The sequence below is a fragment of the Rhodococcus pyridinivorans genome (genome assembly GCF_900105195.1).
Taxonomy (GTDB): domain Bacteria; phylum Actinomycetota; class Actinomycetes; order Mycobacteriales; family Mycobacteriaceae; genus Rhodococcus; species Rhodococcus pyridinivorans.
The window spans coordinates 372,320-390,264 of sequence record NZ_FNRX01000002.1 but is presented as its reverse complement, the minus strand read 5'-3'; the positions used below and the strand labels follow the sequence as shown (position 1 = coordinate 390,264).

Here is a 17,945-nt window from a genome sequence, read left to right as displayed (position 1 = left end):
CCGTACGAGGGGCGAAAATCGGAGCGCGTAGGAAATCACGTTGTCCGGGTCGCGAAGAGGCCGCTACGGGGACGTCAGCGGTACGGAACGCCCGCTTTCGTGTCCGCCCCGGCGCAAGGCTCACGGGCACGTAGAATGGACAGGAATGCGTCGCGCGCGTGCGCGGGGCCGATCGGAGAAGGAGAGCTACCCACCCGTGGCTGCCCAGAAGTCGAACAACAACAAGAGTGAGTACGGTGCGTCGTCCATCACCGTCCTCGAGGGTCTCGAGGCGGTGCGCAAGCGCCCCGGTATGTACATCGGTTCCACCGGAGAGCGTGGCCTGCACCACCTGATCTGGGAGGTCGTCGACAACTCCGTCGACGAGGCCATGGCCGGTTACGCGTCGAAGGTGGAGGTCACCCTCCTCGCCGACGGCGGTGTCCAGGTCGTCGACGACGGTCGCGGTATCCCCGTCGGTATGCACGCCTCCGGTGTGCCCACCGTCGAGGTCGTCCTCACCCAGCTCCACGCGGGTGGCAAGTTCGACTCCGATGCCTACGCCGTCTCCGGCGGTCTGCACGGTGTCGGTATCTCCGTGGTGAACGCCCTGTCCACAACCCTCGAGGTCGAGATCGACAACGACGGCTACCACTGGGAGCAGACGTACACCGCCTCGAAGCCGGGCGAGCTCGTCCGCGGTGAGGCCACCAAGCAGACCGGTACCACCGTCCGCTTCTGGCCGGACCCGGAGATCTTCGAGACCACGACGTTCAACTTCGAGACCGTCGCGCGTCGCCTGCAGGAGATGGCGTTCCTCAACAAGGGACTGACCATCACTCTCACCGACGAGCGGGTCGCTCCCGAAGAGGTCACCGACGAGGACGTCCCGGAGACCGCCGAGGCGCCGAAGACCGCCGAGGACCAGGCCGTCGAGGCGACCGAGCCCGAGGTGCACAAGGTCAAGGTCCGCACCTACCACTACCCGGGTGGTCTCGAGGACTACGTGCGCCACATCAACCGCACGAAGTCGCCGATCCACAACTCCGTCGTCGGGTTCACCGCCAAGGGCACCGGCCACGAACTCGAGGTCGCGATGCAGTGGAACTCGGGTTACTCCGAGTCCGTCCACACCTTCGCCAACACCATCAACACTCACGAGGGCGGTACGCACGAGGAAGGCTTCCGTGCGGCGCTGACCACGGTCGTCAACCGCTACGCGAAGGACAAGAAACTCCTCAAGGACAAGGACCCGAACCTCACGGGTGACGACATCCGTGAGGGTCTCGCGGCGATCATCTCCGTCAAGGTCGCTGAGCCGCAGTTCGAGGGCCAGACGAAGACCAAGCTCGGCAACACCGAGGTGAAGTCCTTCGTGCAGAAGGCGTGCAACGAACACATCTCGCACTGGTTCGAGGCCAACCCGGCCGACGCGAAGACGATCGTCACCAAGGCCGTGTCGTCGGCGCACGCGCGTGTCGCCGCTCGTAAGGCGCGCGAGCTCGTCCGCCGCAAGAGCGCGACCGACATCGGTGGTCTGCCCGGCAAGCTCGCCGACTGCCGGTCGAAGGACCCGAGCAAGTGTGAGATCTACATCGTGGAGGGCGACTCCGCGGGTGGCTCCGCCAAGTCGGGTCGCGACTCGATGTACCAGGCGATCCTTCCGCTGCGCGGCAAGATCATCAACGTCGAGAAGGCCCGGATCGACAAGGTCCTCAAGAACGCCGAGGTCCAGTCGATCATCACGGCGTTCGGTACCGGCATCCACGAGGAATTCGACATCTCGAAGCTGCGGTACCACAAGATCGTCCTGATGGCCGACGCCGACGTCGACGGTCAGCACATCGCGACGCTGCTGCTCACGCTGCTCTTCCGCTTCATGCGGCCGCTGGTCGAGGAAGGCCATGTCTTCCTGGCACAGCCGCCGCTGTACAAGCTCAAGTGGCAGCGCAGCGAGCCGGAGTTCGCGTACTCCGACCGCGAGCGCGACGCCCTGCTCGAGGCGGGTCTGAAGGCCGGCAAGAGGATCAACAAGGACGACGGCATCCAGCGCTACAAGGGCCTCGGTGAAATGAACGCCAAAGAGCTGTGGGAGACCACCATGGATCCGAGCGTCCGCGTCCTGCGTCAGGTGACCCTTGACGACGCCGCTGCCGCCGACGAGCTGTTCAGCGTTCTGATGGGTGAGGACGTCGCGGCACGACGGAGCTTCATCACCCGTAACGCGAAGGATGTCCGCTTCCTCGACGTCTGATCACGGCCGGCAGCGCCGGAGAACTGCATGCGAATCCCCGCTGTGTCGTACATCACGGCGGGGATTCGCATGTCGTGCGCCCGGAAGTGGGCAGGGCCGTTAGCCTTCTTCGTTACTCGTGAGTACACTTCTATCGGCCATCTGTACGTGTGGCTGCCGACGAGGGGGCTGGGGCAGCGCGGGGTACGGGAAGAACTCACTCTTCCGTATCCGCTGTATGTCCCGATATGGTGCCCTCACCCGAAACGTCTCGTTCGACTGCACTCGATCGAAAACGCGCTCAACGGAGTGCAGTGCCGACTGGTGTTCGTCGCCCGGCGCGGACGGGGTGGAAGGAGAGCTGTGATCCATGAGTGACAAGTCGCCGCCCCAGCAGCGGTGGTGGAACATCGAGGGGTGGGGTCTTCGCAGGAAGGTCACCGCCGTTCTCGCTGTCCCCGTGACTGTGGCAATGGTCCTCGGTGGTCTTCGGGTCGAGAACGAGCTCAGCAACGCCGTCCACTTCTCGTCCGCAGCCGATCAGGTCGCAGCCGTGCCGGACATCGTGGATTTCTCGACGGCGTTCGCCACCGCCACCGCGGATGCCGCGGTCGGAACGGCGACCCCCGAGGAAATGGCGGCTCTCGGTGACGCTTTCGGCACGATCGCCGCGATCACGGAGAACCCCGAGCTCGATCCCGCCGTGACCGCCGACCTCAGCCGCACCGCCGCCACGGCCCAGTCGCTCTACACGAAGATTCAGGCGGGTCCGGTGCCGATCGAGGAGATCGGTGCCGTCACCAACGAGGTGCGCGACAGCCTCAACCGTGTCGTCGAGGCCATCCTCGACGAGGTCGACGATCGCGAGATCATCGGCTACGGCGACCAGCTGATCAACGCGTGGTACTCGCAGCGCTACCTCTTCGGTCAGGTTCTCGGTCTGCTCCAGCTGATCGACGACCCGACCCAGCCGGGCACCGCGCTGGTGTCCGCCTCCGGCGCCGAGCTCGCGATGCTCGACCTGCTCGCCCGCTCCTACCTGATGGCCGATCAGCAGATCGCCGAACTGCGGGCCGGCGTCCAGGAACGTGCCGACATGGTCGACGCGGCCGGTTCCGGTCCGCTCCCGATCCTCGACATCCGCGCGTCGCTGCTCAAGAGTGTCGACATCTACGGCACCATCATCGACGAGGCGTCGTCGCAGGTCAGCACCACGATTCAGGACCGCGCCGCGGAAACCCGCTCGGCCGCTCTCCGCGACACCGCGATCGTGCTCGCAGCCCTGCTCGCAGCCCTCGTGCTCGCATTGCTCGTGTCCCGCTCACTGGTCGGCCCGATCCGCCGCCTGCGTTACGGCACGCTGAAGGTCGCGCGGCAGGAGCTGCCCGAGGCCATCGACCGCATCAAGGTCGGCGACAACATCGAGGATATCGAGTTCACCCGAGTCCCGGTGCACACCACCGAGGAGATCGGTCAGCTCGCCCGCGCCGTCGACGACATGCACGGGCAGGCACTGCGTCTCGCCGGCGAGCAGGCACACCTCCGCCTGCAGATCAGCGACATGTTCGAGACACTCGCACGTCGCTCCAAGTCGCTCGTCGAGCAGCAGCTCGGCCTCATCGAACGACTCGAGTACGAGGAGAAGGATCCGGCCCGACTCGAGAGCCTGTTCCGCCTCGACCACCTCGCCGCGCGTATGCGCCGGAACGGCGACAACCTGCTGATTCTCTCCGGTACCCGCACGCGCCGCGGTCACTCCGCGCCCGTGCAGCTCGGCGACATCCTGCGCGCCGCGATGTCGGAGGTCGAAGACTACCAGCGCGTGCAGATCGGTTCGACTCCCGACGGTGCCCTCAGCGGCGCGGTCGCGACCGACATCGTGCATCTGCTCGCCGAGCTGGTCGACAACTCGCTGCGCGCGTCGCCGCCCGACAGCAACGTCACCTTCAGCTTCGCGCGAGCCGTCGACGGTGGCCTGCTCGTCGAGATCGCCGACCGCGGTATCGGTATCCCGGCCGACGAACTCGAGTCCATCAACCAGCGTCTCGCCAAGGGCGGCGAGGTCGGTCCCGACACCGCACGCCACATGGGTCTGTTCGTGGTCTCGCGACTGGCCGAGCGGCACGGTCTCACCGTGCGCCTGCGCCCGACCTTCGACACCGCACGCAACCCGGGTATCACCGCGAGCGTCCACATCCCGGACGTCCTGCTGGTCTCCCCGTTGGCGTTGTCGCACACCGGTCCCCAGCCGCGCATCGAGATCGAAGCGGAGGAGTACTCGGCACCGCAGGCGCTCTCGGCGCCCGTCGCCCCGCAGGGTCTGCCCGCGGCCGACGACCGGCACGAGTACGCGTCCTCGCAGTCGCTCGACTCCGCCGACGATGTCCGTGCGGACGAGTCCGACGATGCCTACGACAACGGCTACGCGAACAACGGTTACGCCGCCGATGTCGACGAGAGCGCTTCCGCCGCATGGGATGCGGAGCCGTCCTACGACGACGAGCGACGCGACGAGCCGCAGCGCGACAATCAGGCACCGCCGGCATCCCGCGAGTTCGGCCCGTCGGGGCTTCCGCAGCGTCGCCCGGGTGGAACTCCGGGTCTGCCCACGCGTCAGCCGGGCGAGACGCCTGGTCTCCCGACTCCACCCCGGTCGCCGCAGCCGCGCCGGATCGAGCCGGACGCCGCCGCAGCCTTCGCGTCGTCGCTGCCTCCGCGCGGTCCTCGTCGCGGGCCGGACGAGACCAACGGTCACCCGCTCGACGGCCGCAACGGTGCCGGGCCACGACCCGACGCCGATCGGTCTCGCCGGGAAGGGCTTTCGGGTCTTCCGCAGCGTCGTCCCGGTGCCACACCGGGCCTGTCGCCAACGGACTCCCAGCAGTCGCAGTCGCAGTCCTTGCCGGTCCGTGAGCCCCAGCAGGGTTCGGCGCATCGTGCACCCGCCCCGCAGCAGCGACCCGCGTCCCCCGGTCTTCCGCAGCGTCGGCCGGGCGCGACTCCCGGCCTGCCGGGACGGGCTTCCGGATCGTCCCCGTCCGTTCCGCAGAACCGGCCGCAGCAACAGCCGTCGGCGGGACCGCTCGCAGGTGGCGACGCCGCAGGTCGCCCGGACACACCGAACCGTCCCGACCTGCCCCAGCGCGCCCCCGCGCCGGACGCACAGCGCGCCCCCGAGCAGGATGCGGACCGTCGGCAGCAGGAACCCTCGACGGGTTTCCCGCAGCGTCGTCCGGGAAGCACGCCCGGTCTGCCGCGTCGTCAGCCGGGCAGCACGCCGGGGCTTCCGCAGCAGCCCGCTGCGTCGACCAACGCTTCCGAACCCGATTCGGCCGCAGCGGTCTCCGGCCCGAGCATCGCCGACGGTGGCTCCGTCTCGCCGCACAGCGACGCGCAGCAGGCGGCCCGCCATCGCTACCGGACCAACTCGGCGAAGACCGCATCGTTCTTCCAGCCGCGGTCCGACCTCGCGTCGGCCCGTCCGCAGCCGGCGAACACCCCGATCTTCACCACGATGATGTCGGACTGGCTCGTCGACCCGACGAGCCTTCCGGAGGACCGCAGGAAGCGGGAGTGGCGCTCCGCGGCGGACGCGGGTTGGGAAGCCGCACAGCGTGCTACCGAGTCCCCCGTGGAGGAGCACACCACCGCGGGTCTTCCGCGGCGCGCTCCCGGCGAGCGTCTGGTGCCGGGTGCTGTTCGGGCACCGGCAACGGGTGAGCTGCCGAGGACCATTCGACGTCGAGACCCGGAAGCCATCCGGGCCAACTTGAGCCGCCATCAGCAGGGTGTCCGCAACGGACGCGCCTCGGCGAATTCCAGCAATCGCGAGAACGACGAACAGGGAGTTCGATGAATATTGATCATGGATCCGACGCAGCTCGTCCATTGGACTGGTTGGTTTCCAACTTCGCGCGCGAAGTCCCGGGTGTCTCGCATGCCGTGCTCGTGTCCGCCGACGGTCTGCTCATGGCCGCCAGCGCCCACCTCCCGGTGGATCGTGCCGAGCAGCTCGCTGCGGTGACCTCGGGTCTGGCCAGCCTGTCCAACGGTGTGTCGCAGCTGTTCGACGGTGGGGGTGTGCTGCAGTCCGTCGTGGAGATGCAGCACGGCTACTTGCTGCTGATGAGCGTCGGCGACGGCTCGCACCTGGCGGCTCTGACCGCCTCCGAGTGCGACATCGGACAGGTCGGTTACGAGATGGCGCTCTTGGTCGATCGAGTGGGTGCTTCGGTCGAAGCCACCCCGCGGGTCGGTCTAGGGTCCTGACGTCGAGGTGGCCATGGAATCGCGGAAGCCGGAGTCCGTGCCGGATCAGCCCAGTCTGGTCCGGCCCTACTCCCTGACTTCGGGACGTACGAGTCCTGCGGTCGAACTGGCGTTGGAGGCGCTCATCCAGGCCATTCCGGGAACCGACGATCGGTCCCGGGATCTGGACAACATCAATGCCACGATCCTGGAGCTGTGCAAGGAATCACCCTCCGTCGCGGAGATCGCCGCGCGCGTGGGGGTGCCGATCGGCGTGGCACGCGTGCTCGTCGCCGATCTCGTCGAAGCCGGACACGTACAGATCCTGGCCACGCTGAAAGACGATTCGAGCGACGCGGAGCGTCGTGAGCTGATTGAAAGGGTCCTCAGTGGACTTCGCGAACTCTAACGCCACGAAGCGCGTGACCTCGACCAAGATCGTGATCGCCGGAGGCTTCGGCGTCGGTAAGACGACTCTGGTCGGGACGGTGTCGGAAATCGTGCCGCTTCGTACCGAGGCGCTCGTGACGAACGCCAGCGACGGCGTCGACAACCTCTCTGCGACACCGCAGAAGGCGACCACCACGGTCGCCATGGACTTCGGTCGTATCAGTCTGGCCGACGACCTCGTCCTCTACCTGTTCGGCACGCCCGGACAGCACCGCTTCTGGTTCATGTGGGACGACCTGATCCGCGGCGCCATCGGGGCGATTGTGCTGATCGATACGCGTCGCCTGGATGAGAGCTTCGCCGCCGTCGACTTCTTCGAGGCGCGCAATCTCCCGTTCATCGTCGCCATCAACGAATTCGACGATGCTCCCCGGTACCCGCTCGAGGACATCCGTCAGGCGATGGCGATCTCGGCGGATGTGCCGATCGTGTCGATCGATGCGCGAGCACGTGAGTCGGCGAAGCAGGCCCTGGTCACCGTCACCGAATACGCTCTGCGGAAGCTGCACCAGCCGGTGACCCAGTAATGGGGGAGGGCCTCGAACTCTTCACGATGGGCTCGTGGGTCACGGTCCTTGCCTATCTGACCTCGGCGATCGGGGTGTTCATCGGGGTCACCGGTGCTCGACGGGTCCGCACCACCTCCAGCGACCGATTGCGTTCGTACTGGATGATTCTCGCTGCCCTGGTGAGCGGTGGCGTCGGTGTCTGGCTCGCTATGTTCCTTCCGATGGCGGGCTTCAACGTCGAGGACAGTGTGGTGCGGTTCGACACCGTCACCATCGTGTTCTCGATGCTCGTCGCGCTGGTGTCGGTGTACGTGGCGCTGCTCGTCGCGATCCCGGACAACGCTCCCGCCACCCTCGCCCGGACGGTCACGGGTGCTCTCGTGCTGGGCGCCGGCCTTGCGGGCGCGCCGTTCTCGGTCCTCGCAGCGGTGCGGATCCAGGGATCGCTGACCTTCGATCCGCTCTGGGTCGCCGCAGCGGTGGGGCTGGCGATCGCGACGGCCGTGGGCTTCCTGGCCCAGGTGAAGACGGCGGACACGTGGCCCAAGCGCCTGCTGAGCAGCGCGTTGGCCGGCGTCGCCGTGATCGCGGTGCACTTCCTCGCCGCCGCGTCGGTCCGTGTGGAGATCGACCCCGCCGTGGTGGTTTCCGGTGGGATCGAGGTCTTCTCCATTCTCTTCCCGCTCTTCGTCGTAGGCCTGTTGCTGCTGGCCGTTCCGATCGTCCTGGTGCTCCAGGCCCCGGATCGTCTTGCGGCGGAACTGGAAGAGGAATCCGAGCGGTGGGCGGCCGACGGCCCGGTAGATCCCGTCGACGGTCGGACCTTCTGAATATCGTCCGAACATGTTGTAAGTCAACATATCTGGTTGAAAACCCGGAAGTGGAGTAGTCTTCTGTGCAGCGTCGGGGGTCGCTGTCGGTCTACTCGGCACGACACGGATCGATGTGCCGTGCGTGCCGCTTCCTGGGGGGCAACATGTCGCACGAGGTTCACCATTTTTCCATGGGCGGTTGGCTTTTCGCACTCGCCTACATCACGTCCGCAGTGGGGTGCTATGCCGGTCTGTCCTGCGCGCGCAAGGCTGCGAACGCATGGACGTCGGTCGCCCGGACCCGATGGACACTCATGGCAGCCCTGTCCATCGGGGGCGTCGGAATCTGGTTGATGCACTTCATCGGGATGATGGGCTTCGACGTACCCGGTTCCGCGATCCGTTACGACCTCGGACTGACGTTGCTGTCGGTCGCGCTCGCCGTGACGGCCACGCTGGTCGGATTGCGGATCCTCGACACCGACGTGCAGTGGATCCGTGGGTTGCCGTCGGATGTCCGGCTTCTCGTCGGCGGCGTGATCATGGGCTTCGCGGTCGCCGGCATGCACTACAGCGGCATGGCCGCGGTGCGGATCCAGGGCGAACTCGAGCAGGGACGGTCGTACGTCGCGGCGTCCGTCGCGATCGGTGTCGTCGCGTCGATCGTCGCGTTGTGGCTGTCGCGGGTCGCGGAACGGCCGGCCGTGCGGATCCCGGCCGCCGCCGTCATGGGATGCGCCGTGGTGGCACTGCACTACACGGGCATGGCCGGGATCGCGGTGACCGTCGATCCGTCCGCTCCGAATCCGGAGGGGATGACCATCATGACCCTGCTGTTCCCTGGATTCATCATCGGTGTCGCGCTGCTCGCGGTGCCGGTCGTAGCTCTGATGGCATCGGCGAGCACACAGGACCTCGAGCAGGAGCGGGAGATGGCGATCTGGCTCGGTGGGGACGGCCCCGAGACGGTCTCCCGTCCTTACGGACGACATGTGAAACGGTGATGTGATGTGAACACCCACAGCGCGATAAGCTCGCTTACGCTGCTGGAAAGTCGGGGTGCAGCCCGCATCGGGTAGGTCGTGGCGCGTGCCCTCCGAGCGCGGTGGTGACAGCGCGCCGCTGTGAGGACCTCACGTGTCGCACGACGTACACCACTTCTCCATGGGGATATGGGTTTTCCTCCTCTCCTACGCCACCGCTGTGATGGGATCCTTCGTCGGATTGTCCTGTGTCCGGCGGTCGCTCGAAGAGCCGCGGCGCAGCGGCAACTGGTGGCTCCTCATGGCATCGTTGTCCATCGGCGGCGTGGACATCTGGCTCATGCATTTCATCGGCATGATGGGCTTCTCCGTGCCGGGTACGACCATCCGATACGAACTGGCACCGACGGTCTTCTCTGTCGTGCTCGCCGTCGTCGCGACCCTCGTGGGTCTGCGGATCGCCGACGTGCACGACGTCAGCAAGCACCGCATTCCCGAATCGGTGCGGTTGCTCATCGGCGGTCTGCTCATGGGCGCCGCCGTCAGCATGATGCACTACAGCGGCATGTACGCCATCCGCATCCGGGGCGCGATCGAACACGAGACGGGGTACGTGATCGCCTCGGTGATCATCGGTGTCGTCGCCTCCACGGCCGCGCTCGCACTGGCCCGCCGCACGCGTCGTCTCGAGATCCGCGTCGTCGCGGCCTTCGTCATGGGATGCGCGGTCGTGGCGCTGCACTACACCGGCATGGCCGGCGTGCGGGTCACCCTCGATCCGAGCATGCCCGCGCCCGAAGGCATGACCGTGATGTCGCTGCTGTTCCCTGCGTTCGTCCTCGGCATCATCGTCCTGGCCGTGCCGATCACCGCGCTGCTGCTCGCCTCCGACCCGGAGGACGCCGTGCGCGACGCCCGGCTCGGGCAGTGGGCGTCGGAGGCGGAACGGCAGGTGGACCGCGACCCGGTCACCGGATCCCACATGTGAGAACTCGGTTCCGGACAGATCTCGGGCTGTGAAGTGCCTGTCCTTCTCGGCATCGGCTGACCTGCACCTATAGACTCGTGTGGTTGCGAGACGTCCGTCGGGCCGAAGGCCGGAGCCGGGCGTGCGAGCCGAGTAGAAGAAGGAGCTCATGACCGACACCACGTTGCCTCCGGAGGGGCCGGGGCACGACCGCATCGAGCCCGTCGACATCCAGCAGGAGATGCAGAGCAGTTACATCGATTATGCGATGAGCGTGATCGTGGGCCGTGCTCTGCCCGACGTGCGTGACGGTCTCAAACCGGTGCACCGTCGCGTGCTCTATGCGATGTTCGACAACGGCTTCCGCCCCGACCGCGGGTACGTGAAGTCGGCGCGCGCGGTCGCCGAGACCATGGGCAACTACCACCCGCACGGCGACGCGTCGATCTACGACACGCTCGTGCGTCTGGCGCAGCCGTGGTCGATGCGCTATCCACTCGTCGACGGCCAGGGCAACTTCGGTTCCCGCGGCAACGACGGCGCCGCCGCCATGCGGTACACCGAGTGCCGGCTCACGCCGCTCGCGATGGAGATGCTGCGGGAGATCGACCACGAGACGGTCGATTTCCAGCCGAACTACGACGGCCGCACGCAGGAACCGACGGTTCTCCCCAGCCGTATCCCCAACCTGTTGATCAACGGTTCGGGCGGTATCGCGGTCGGTATGGCCACCAACATCCCGCCGCACAATCTCGGGGAGGTTGCGGAGGCCATCTACTGGGCGCTCGACAACTTCGAGGCCGACGAGGAGACCACCCTCGCCGCGGTCATGGAGCGGATCAAGGGACCGGACTTCCCGACCGCCGGCCTGATCACGGGCACGCAGGGCATCCACGATGCCTACACGACCGGTCGCGGATCGGTGAAGATGCGCGGCGTCGTGGAGATCGAAGAGGACTCCAAGGGCCGCACCAGCATCGTCATCACCGAGCTGCCGTACATGGTCAACCCGGACAACCTCATCACGTCGATCGCCGAACAGGTCCGCGACGGCAAGATCGCGGGCATCTCCGACATCCACGACGAGTCGTCCGACCGCGTGGGCATGCGCATCGTCGTCACTGTCCGCCGCGACGCGGTGGCCAAGGTGGTTCTCAACAACCTCTACAAGCACACGCAGCTGCAGACGAGTTTCGGCTGCAACATGCTGTCGATCGTCGACGGGGTGCCGCGCACGCTGCGCCTCGACCAGATGATCCGGTTATACGTCAACCACCAGATCGAGGTCATCGTCCGGCGTACGCGGTACCTGCTGCGCAAGGCCGAGGAACGCGCCCACATTTTGCGCGGCCTGGTCAAGGCCCTCGACGCGCTCGACGAGGTCATCGCGCTCATCCGCGCGTCGCAGACCGTCGACATCGCGCGCGCCGGCCTGATCGATCTGCTCACGGTCGACGAGATCCAGGCCGACGCCATCCTGGCGATGCAGCTGCGTCGCCTGGCTGCTCTCGAGCGTCAGAAGATCGTCGACGACCTCGCCGAGATCGAGCGCGAGATCGAGGACTACAAGGACATCCTGGCCCGTCCGGAGCGGCAGCGCGCCATCGTCCGCGACGAGCTGAAGGAGATCGTCGACAAGTACGGCGACGAGCGCCGCACGCGGCTTGTCGCGGCCGACGGCGATGTCAACGACGAGGACCTCATCGCACGTGAGGACGTCGTCGTCACCATCACCGAGACCGGTTACGCCAAGCGCACGCGCACCGACCTGTACCGCTCGCAGAAGCGCGGCGGCAAGGGCGTCAAGGGTGCCGAGCTCAAGCAGGACGACATCGTCAAGCACTTCTTCGTGACGTCCACGCACGACTGGCTGCTGTTCTTCACGACGAAGGGCCGCGTCTACCGCGCGAAGGCGTACGAGCTGCCCGAGGCGAATCGCACGGCGCGTGGTCAGCACGTCGCGAACCTCCTGGCCTTCCAGCCCGACGAGCGCATCCAGGGCGTCATCCGCCTCAAAACCTACGAGGATGCGCCGTACCTGGTGCTCGCGACCCGCAACGGCCTGGTCAAGAAGTCGCGCCTGTCGGACTTCGACTCAAACCGTTCGGGCGGCATCGTCGCGATCAACCTGCGCGGCGACGACGAGCTCGTCGGCGCGGTGTTGTGCTCCGCCGAGGACGATCTGCTGCTCGTCTCGCAGCAGGGCCAGTCGATCCGTTTCTCGGCCACCGACGAGGCGCTGCGTCCGATGGGCCGCGCGACCTCCGGTGTGCAGGGCATGCGGTTCAACGGCGAGGACAAGCTGCTCTCGCTCAACGTCGTCAAGGAGGGCACGTACCTGCTGGTCGCTACCTCGGGTGGTTACGCCAAGCGCACCCCGATGGAGGACTACCCGGTCCAAGGTCGCGGCGGTAAGGGTGTTCTGACCATCCAGTACGACCGCAAGCGTGGCAACCTGGTCGGGGCGCGCATCGTCGAGGACGACGACGAGTTGTACGCCATCACCTCGAGCGGCGGTGTCATCCGCACTGCGGCGAAGCAGGTGCGCAAGGCAGGCCGTCAGACCAAGGGCGTGCGGCTCATGAACCTGGCCGAGGGCGATACATTGCTCGCGATCGCGCGCAACGCCGACGAGCCGGACGAAGCCGACGCAGCCGGAGCTAAGGAGTCGTAAGTGAGCACTCCCCAGGGACCGAACGGGGCCGATCGCGGGCAAACCGGTCGGAAGCCGGAGGACCGTACAGAGAACGAGGTGAAGCCCGAGAACAAGGGCACGCAGCAGGGCCCGGCCTCGGAGCAGAAACCGGCGCCGGAGAACCGGCCGTTGCAGTCGTCACCGGCCCAGCCTTCGCAGGCTCCTGGGGCACCGGCGGAGGGTTCGTCCGCTCCCGCAGCGGGAGCAGCGGACCCGGCACCCGTGCAGGGTCCGGCCGACCAGCAGCCGGCAGCAGGCCGGAAGGCCGCCGAGCCGACGGCGAAGGCGGCGCAGGACACGCCTGCTCAGGGCGGCTCCCAGAAGTCCGGTGGTGCCTCAGCGGACGGTAAGAATGGATCGGCTGCGGCCGATCAGCCGGCCACAGGTCAGCAACGCACCGCCCAGATGCCCCGCTCCGGCGGCCCGACCCCTCCCTGGCAGCGGGGAGCGGCGTCGGCGCAGTCGGGCTCCCCGCAGAACGCTCCGCAGACGAACGTTCCGGGTGTGGGTCAGGGTCTGTCCAAGCAGGGTGGAGCGCCTCAGCGCCCCGCTGGGGCCTCGGCCAAGGGCTCTGCGGCCGGAGGCCCGGAGCCGTCGACGCGTCCCGTCGTGACCGGCACAGCGGCTCCCAATGCCGCCGGAGGAGCTAGCCCGGCCGGGGGCGGAGACGCCGCGCGCGGGACGCGCGACCGGGCCGCTGCAGCGAAGGCGAAGTCCGCGGTAATCGACGGCCCGACACGGCACATCGAACGCAAGGATCTCGCCAAGGACCTGCCGGATCTGTCCGCAGTGAAGCATCCGTCGACCGGTTCGTCGAGCACGGGGGAGACCCCGCAGGTGAGCGCCCCCGCCACCACCGCGGTGCCCACGGCGATCCCCGCCGCCGGACCGCTGCGGGCCACCGTGCAGATCCGCCGTATCGACCCCTGGTCGATGCTGAAGATCTCGTCGGTGATCTCGGTGTCGTTGTTCTTCGTGTGGATGATCGCGGTCGGCCTACTCTACGGCGTGCTGGCCGGCATGGGGGTATGGGAACGCCTCAACAGTGCGTTCACCGACATCGTCTCCGACGCCGGTAGCGGTGCGCTCGTCTCGGCCGGCCAGGTGTTCGGCTACGCGACGATCATCGGCATCGCCAACACGGTGTTGCTGACGGCTCTCGCGACCCTCGGTGCGTTCATCTACAACCTCTGCACCGATCTCGTAGGCGGCGTTCAGGCCACCCTCGCCGACCCGGATTGACCTGCCGGAACGCTGCCCCGCCGAGGCGATTTGTTTCCGGCGACCCCGGTGGGGTAGTGTTCCATCTCGGTTCGAGGGCCTATAGCTCAGGCGGTTAGAGCGCTTCGCTGATAACGAAGAGGTCGGAGGTTCAAGTCCTCCTAGGCCCACTCCCGTGCCGAAAGGATGATCGGAATGAGGGTTCTCGCACTCGTGGGAACCGGGATTCTGATCGTTCTCGGAATCGCTCGCATGCTTCGGAGCGAAGACGAATGGCACGCGGTTCCCAGTCGCTGACGCGGCGGACGGGGCCTTAGCTCAGTTGGTAGAGCGCTGCCTTTGCAAGGCAGATGTCAGGAGTTCGAATCTCCTAGGCTCCACAATCACATGAATGCAGGTAAAGGGCGCTTCCGATCTTTCGGAAGCGCCCTTTCTCTGTTGCTGCCTCGGCCCGTCTGCCCACATTCCACATTCGAAGGGTGACGCCCCGCCTCTCTCCGCGACTCGCCGAGATCGTCGCCGCGCTGCCGCTGGAGCCGCACCTACGTGTGCTGGATCAGGGTCGGTGCACTCGACGGTCGGCACCCGAAGCCGGCAGGGTCGCTCTGGAGCGGATCGCGGCGGCGACACGGCCGGATGCGCGCCTGTTCGTCGACGGTGGTGACCCGCTCCGGGAGCTTGTCACCCCGAGGTGATCGTGAACGGTCCCGGATCGACGGTCCGTTTCACGTGAAACATCAGGAGAGCGCGGTGGTGAGAACCCTGCGGATCGAGGAGCGCACCTCGTCGAGCTTGCGGCCGGATTCGATCAATTCCGTTCCCTTGTGCACGAGCGCGGTGACGAGCTCGGCATCGAGTTCGGGATCCGCGACTCCGAGGACCCGCAGCGACTCGACGAGGGGGAGGACGAGGTCCTGATGCATGGCGTGCATGCTCTCGTCACTGAACGCCTGAGGGGTGAAAGCGGCGAGAGCACCGACGATCGCGTGCTCTCCCTCGGCGACCAGCTGCAGATTGACGTCGATGTACGTCAGCACCCGCTCCGTCGGATCGGACACCTTCTCCATCGCCTCGACCACGCGCGTGTTCCAGCGCGGGAACATGTCGACGACGACCGCGTGCAGCAGGTCGTCGCGCGAATCGAAGTAGTTGTAGACGCTCGACCGGGCCAGACCCGCACGACGCGCCACGTCGCCGAGCGAGGGTGCCTGTTCCGGTTTCTCGGCGAGGAGTTCGAGCGCCGCGTCGAGGAGGGCGCGGCGCTGCGCTGCGCGGTGCTCCGCGACCGTCGCTGCGGAAATCTTCGGCACCGCCGGCCCTCCTCGTTCGGCTGTCGACCGTTCAGTCGTGTGGTCGAAGTCTTCCGTCGACCATTTCGAGCACGCGGTCGCAGTGCCGCAGGATTTCGTGGTCGTGGGTGACCATGATCGTAGCCACTCCACTGGTGTGGGTTTCCCGTGCCAGCAGTTCGACGACCTCGTGGCTGCGTTTCCGATCGAGGGCGGCGGTGGGTTCGTCGACGAGCAACAACGACGGTTCGGCCATCAGGGCCCGCGCGATGCCGACACGTTGACGCTCACCGCCCGAGAGCTGCCCGGGTCGCCGCTGGGCGCGGTGCTCCATACCCACCGAGGCGAGCAGCTCGTCAGGGTTCCGTCCGGGGCGTCCGGCGATCTTCTCGACGAGGAGCAGTTGATCGCGTGCGGTCAGGGCGGGGAGGAGATTGCCGGACTGGAATACGAACCCGACCCGCTCTCGGCGCAGCTTCGCGGTCGCCCGCGGGTCGAGTGCGGTCACCTCGATACCGTCGACACTCACGGTGCCGGAAGTGGGTCGGCCGAGGCCACCGGCGACCGCCAGCAGACTCGATTTGCCGGCACCGGACGGCCCGACGACGGCGACCAGTTCACCCGGCTCGACGCCCAGGTCGACGTGATCGAGGGCGTGGACCGTGCTGTCGCCGTCGCCGAAGGACAGGCAGACGTCGGACAGTGCGAGGCCGGTGGAGGTGGTGACGGTCATCTGTTCTCTCCCAGGGCAGCGAGCGGATCGACACGGACGATGCGGACCACGGCGAGGGCGGCGCCGAGCAGGCCGAGGACGACGAGCAGAACGGCACCTCGAGCGACGGGGCCGGATTCGAGGACGAAAGGCATGCCGCTGCCCTCGAGGCCCGACCCGAGTCCGAGACCGACGAGCACACCGAAGGCGACCGAGCCGACGAGCACGATCACGGCCTGCAGGAGGGCGTCGCGCAGGAGGAATCCGGTGGAGGCGCCCATGGCGCGGAGGACGGCGATCTCACGGCTGCGCTGCACGGTCCAGATCGTGAAGAACGCTCCTACGACGAGGGCTGAGATCGCGTAGAGGAAGGCGGTGATCATCGACATCGTCATCATCTCGGCGCTGTAGCCGGGGGAGGAATCGAACGATTCCTCCAGGGTCTTCGCTGTCGTACCGGCTGCTGCGTCACCCGCGGTGAGATCGGGCAGTGCTCCGTCCACACCCTCGATCGCGACCACACTGGCTTCGGTGTACGCGCTCGGAGGGACCTGTTCACCGAGCCGGACACCGGCGTGGATCTCCTGCCAGGTGCTCAGGGGAAGGTAGGCGACGTCGACGTGACCGAAGGTGCGCTTGTCGGAGGTGAACCCGACGACGTCCAACCGGGTACCGAGACGATCGACGACGATCGTGTCGCCGAGTTCGACGCCGGTGGCGCGGGCGCTGTCGCTGAGGACGACATCGGTGTCACCACCGAGCGGTGCCCCCTCGGAGACCGAGGGTTCGAGGAACGAGCCCGGCCGGATGCCGAAGAGTGTGAGGTCCACGGGGACCCCGCTCTCGGTTTTCGCGTTGACGATGGTGTTGCCGAACAGTTCGGCGCGAGCGACGTCCGGGCGGGCACGCCAGGTGTCGGCCTGGTCTTCCGTGACCACGGATCGGGAGAATGCGGAGTCGGCCTTGGTTCCTTCGGCGAAGGCGAATGCCTGCACCGGTGTGCGCTGCAGTGCGGAGACGCCGTCGACGACGAGACCGGACGACAGACCGGACAGGATCACCATGAGGATCGAGATGAGCGCGACGACGGCGCCCATCAACAGGAAGCGGGTGCGCGCGAACCATAGTTCGCGCATGGCAAGAAACATGTGGAGTCCTTCGTGGGCTGGACCGGGTATGTGCCCAATCTTCTCGACGGCACGTCGATATCTTACCGACGCTCTGTCGTTATATTCGGTGATAGTTACTACATGGGGTAGTAATCGCAGGTGAGGGAAGTATTCTGACTTCATGGCCGAGGTGAACACCGTGATGCGCATGCGCGCGGTCTTCGTGAGCGGAATCTCGGCCGCACTGAGCATCGCCGCGCACGCCTTCGCCGGCGGAGCGATTCCCCACCAGGACGCCCTGGTGTTCCTCCTCGGGCTTGCCTTCGCTGTCGGAGTCCTCACCGGCGAAACCAGGCTTCCGGTGCCGCTCGTCCTCGTCCTCGGGCAGGTCGCCGGCCACCTCGTGCTGGGACTCCACGACGGTCACCTGCACACACCGGGATCCGGAATGATGTCCGCCCACGCGGTTGCCGTCCTCCTCGCCGCAGTATTGGTACGGGGTGCCGAGAAGGGCTGCGAAGCAGCACTCGCAGCGCTGCGCCGGATCGTTCCCGAGACGTACCGCACGCTGCCCGTGGCCGTCGCCGAACCTGTCCCGACGATCCACCGCCCCGATATCGGTCCCGGCGTACTACTCGTCGGCGGAACCGGCAGCCGCGCACCTCCCGTTGTTCTCCGCTAGGTCAACCTTCTCGGTCGCCGCCGCCGGCGACCGCTCGTTCCGTGTGCCCGCAGAGG

The 17,945-nt window shown here is 67.0% G+C and carries 15 protein-coding genes and 2 tRNA genes; 14 read left to right on the top strand and 3 right to left on the bottom strand.

All coding sequences use genetic code 11. The annotated features are described in order from the left end of the window. Positions 1-196: 196 nt before the first annotated feature. The 13 genes from gyrB to BLV31_RS25190 all read left to right on the top strand — a co-directional run bounded on the left by gyrB (position 197) and on the right by BLV31_RS25190 (position 14,792). Entirely contained in the window at positions 197-2,233 is a 2,037-nt protein-coding gene (gene gyrB / locus BLV31_RS02435) for a DNA topoisomerase (ATP-hydrolyzing) subunit B (RefSeq protein ID WP_019290470.1), read from the top strand. 349 nt (positions 2,234-2,582) lie between these two features. Beyond that, positions 2,583-6,068, top strand: coding sequence for a sensor histidine kinase (locus BLV31_RS02430; protein ID WP_064061427.1), 3,486 nt, complete (start codon positions 2,583-2,585; stop codon positions 6,066-6,068). Continuing rightward, positions 6,065-6,481: a roadblock/LC7 domain-containing protein gene (locus BLV31_RS02425; protein WP_006550917.1), complete on the top strand. Its 417-nt coding sequence runs from the start codon at positions 6,065-6,067 to the stop codon at positions 6,479-6,481. Before BLV31_RS02430 ends, BLV31_RS02425 begins: the two co-directional genes overlap by 4 nt. 13 nt (positions 6,482-6,494) lie before the next feature. After that, positions 6,495-6,869 (top strand): DUF742 domain-containing protein, encoded by a 375-nt coding sequence (locus BLV31_RS02420; RefSeq protein WP_006550918.1) that lies wholly within the window; start codon positions 6,495-6,497, stop codon positions 6,867-6,869. Positions 6,870-6,882: 13 nt separating this feature from the next. Beyond that, a complete protein-coding gene (locus BLV31_RS02415) occupies positions 6,883-7,437 on the top strand; it encodes a GTP-binding protein (protein WP_024102547.1) in 555 nt (184 codons plus the stop codon). Next, positions 7,437-8,249 (top strand): MHYT domain-containing protein, encoded by an 813-nt coding sequence (locus tag BLV31_RS02410; protein WP_006550920.1) that lies wholly within the window; start codon positions 7,437-7,439, stop codon positions 8,247-8,249. Before BLV31_RS02415 ends, BLV31_RS02410 begins: the two co-directional genes overlap by 1 nt. Positions 8,250-8,395: 146 nt before the next feature. After that, entirely contained in the window at positions 8,396-9,235 is an 840-nt protein-coding gene (locus BLV31_RS02405) for an MHYT domain-containing protein (RefSeq protein WP_024102548.1), read from the top strand. A 133-nt stretch (positions 9,236-9,368) separates the two neighbouring features. After that, positions 9,369-10,202 carry an MHYT domain-containing protein gene (locus BLV31_RS02400; protein ID WP_064061428.1) on the top strand — a complete coding sequence of 278 codons (834 nt, stop codon included), beginning with the start codon at positions 9,369-9,371 and terminating at the stop codon, positions 10,200-10,202. A gap of 148 nt (positions 10,203-10,350) precedes the next feature. Further along, a complete protein-coding gene (gene gyrA / locus BLV31_RS02395; RefSeq protein WP_024102549.1) occupies positions 10,351-12,855 on the top strand; it encodes a DNA gyrase subunit A in 2,505 nt (834 codons plus the stop codon). Then, complete coding sequence (locus BLV31_RS02390) at positions 12,856-14,118, top strand: DUF3566 domain-containing protein (protein WP_064061429.1); 1,263 nt, start codon at positions 12,856-12,858, stop codon at positions 14,116-14,118. Between the two features lie 75 nt (positions 14,119-14,193). Next, a tRNA-Ile gene (locus tag BLV31_RS02385) sits at positions 14,194-14,267 on the top strand. 137 nt (positions 14,268-14,404) lie between these two features. Further along, positions 14,405-14,477 (top strand) — tRNA-Ala (locus BLV31_RS02380). Positions 14,478-14,576: 99 nt separating this feature from the next. Continuing rightward, a complete protein-coding gene (locus tag BLV31_RS25190; protein ID WP_037217364.1) occupies positions 14,577-14,792 on the top strand; it encodes a hypothetical protein in 216 nt (71 codons plus the stop codon). A 42-nt stretch (positions 14,793-14,834) separates the two neighbouring features. Here BLV31_RS25190 and BLV31_RS02370 read toward each other — a convergent pair whose 3' ends face one another. The 3 genes from BLV31_RS02370 to BLV31_RS02360 are packed head-to-tail and all read right to left on the bottom strand — an operon-like array spanning position 14,835 to position 17,246. Beyond that, positions 14,835-15,407 (bottom strand): TetR/AcrR family transcriptional regulator, encoded by a 573-nt coding sequence (locus BLV31_RS02370; protein WP_039584440.1) that lies wholly within the window; start codon positions 15,405-15,407, stop codon positions 14,835-14,837. Between the two features lie 31 nt (positions 15,408-15,438). Next, positions 15,439-16,119, bottom strand: coding sequence for an ABC transporter ATP-binding protein (locus tag BLV31_RS02365; protein WP_006550926.1), 681 nt, complete (start codon positions 16,117-16,119; stop codon positions 15,439-15,441). Beyond that, the gene (locus BLV31_RS02360; protein WP_033098092.1) at positions 16,116-17,246 is read right to left on the bottom strand and encodes an FtsX-like permease family protein; all 1,131 of its coding nucleotides are present in this window, start codon (positions 17,244-17,246) and stop codon (positions 16,116-16,118) included. The genes BLV31_RS02365 and BLV31_RS02360 overlap by 4 nt, the downstream gene beginning before the upstream one ends. A gap of 142 nt (positions 17,247-17,388) precedes the next feature. On the opposite strand from BLV31_RS02360, the gene BLV31_RS02355 reads away from it, so the two are divergent. Then, a complete protein-coding gene (locus BLV31_RS02355) occupies positions 17,389-17,889 on the top strand; it encodes a hypothetical protein (protein WP_019290459.1) in 501 nt (166 codons plus the stop codon). Positions 17,890-17,945: the final 56 nt, after the last annotated feature.

Bases quoted from the DNA above. Each gene is read 5' to 3' on its own strand.
- BLV31_RS02410 (WP_006550920.1), top strand. From the start codon at position 7,437: ATGGGGGAGGGCCTCGAACTCTTCACGATGGGCTCGTGGGTCACGGTC.
- BLV31_RS02425 (WP_006550917.1), top strand. From the start codon at position 6,065: ATGAATATTGATCATGGATCCGACGCAGCTCGTCCATTGGACTGGTTG.
- BLV31_RS02430 (WP_064061427.1), top strand. From the start codon at position 2,583: ATGAGTGACAAGTCGCCGCCCCAGCAGCGGTGGTGGAACATCGAGGGG.
- BLV31_RS02360 (WP_033098092.1), bottom strand. From the start codon at position 17,246: ATGTTTCTTGCCATGCGCGAACTATGGTTCGCGCGCACCCGCTTCCTG.
- BLV31_RS02355 (WP_019290459.1), top strand. From the start codon at position 17,389: ATGGCCGAGGTGAACACCGTGATGCGCATGCGCGCGGTCTTCGTGAGC.
- BLV31_RS02420 (WP_006550918.1), top strand. From the start codon at position 6,495: ATGGAATCGCGGAAGCCGGAGTCCGTGCCGGATCAGCCCAGTCTGGTC.
- gyrA (WP_024102549.1), top strand. From the start codon at position 10,351: ATGACCGACACCACGTTGCCTCCGGAGGGGCCGGGGCACGACCGCATC.
- BLV31_RS02405 (WP_024102548.1), top strand. From the start codon at position 8,396: ATGTCGCACGAGGTTCACCATTTTTCCATGGGCGGTTGGCTTTTCGCA.
- BLV31_RS02365 (WP_006550926.1), bottom strand. From the start codon at position 16,119: ATGACCGTCACCACCTCCACCGGCCTCGCACTGTCCGACGTCTGCCTG.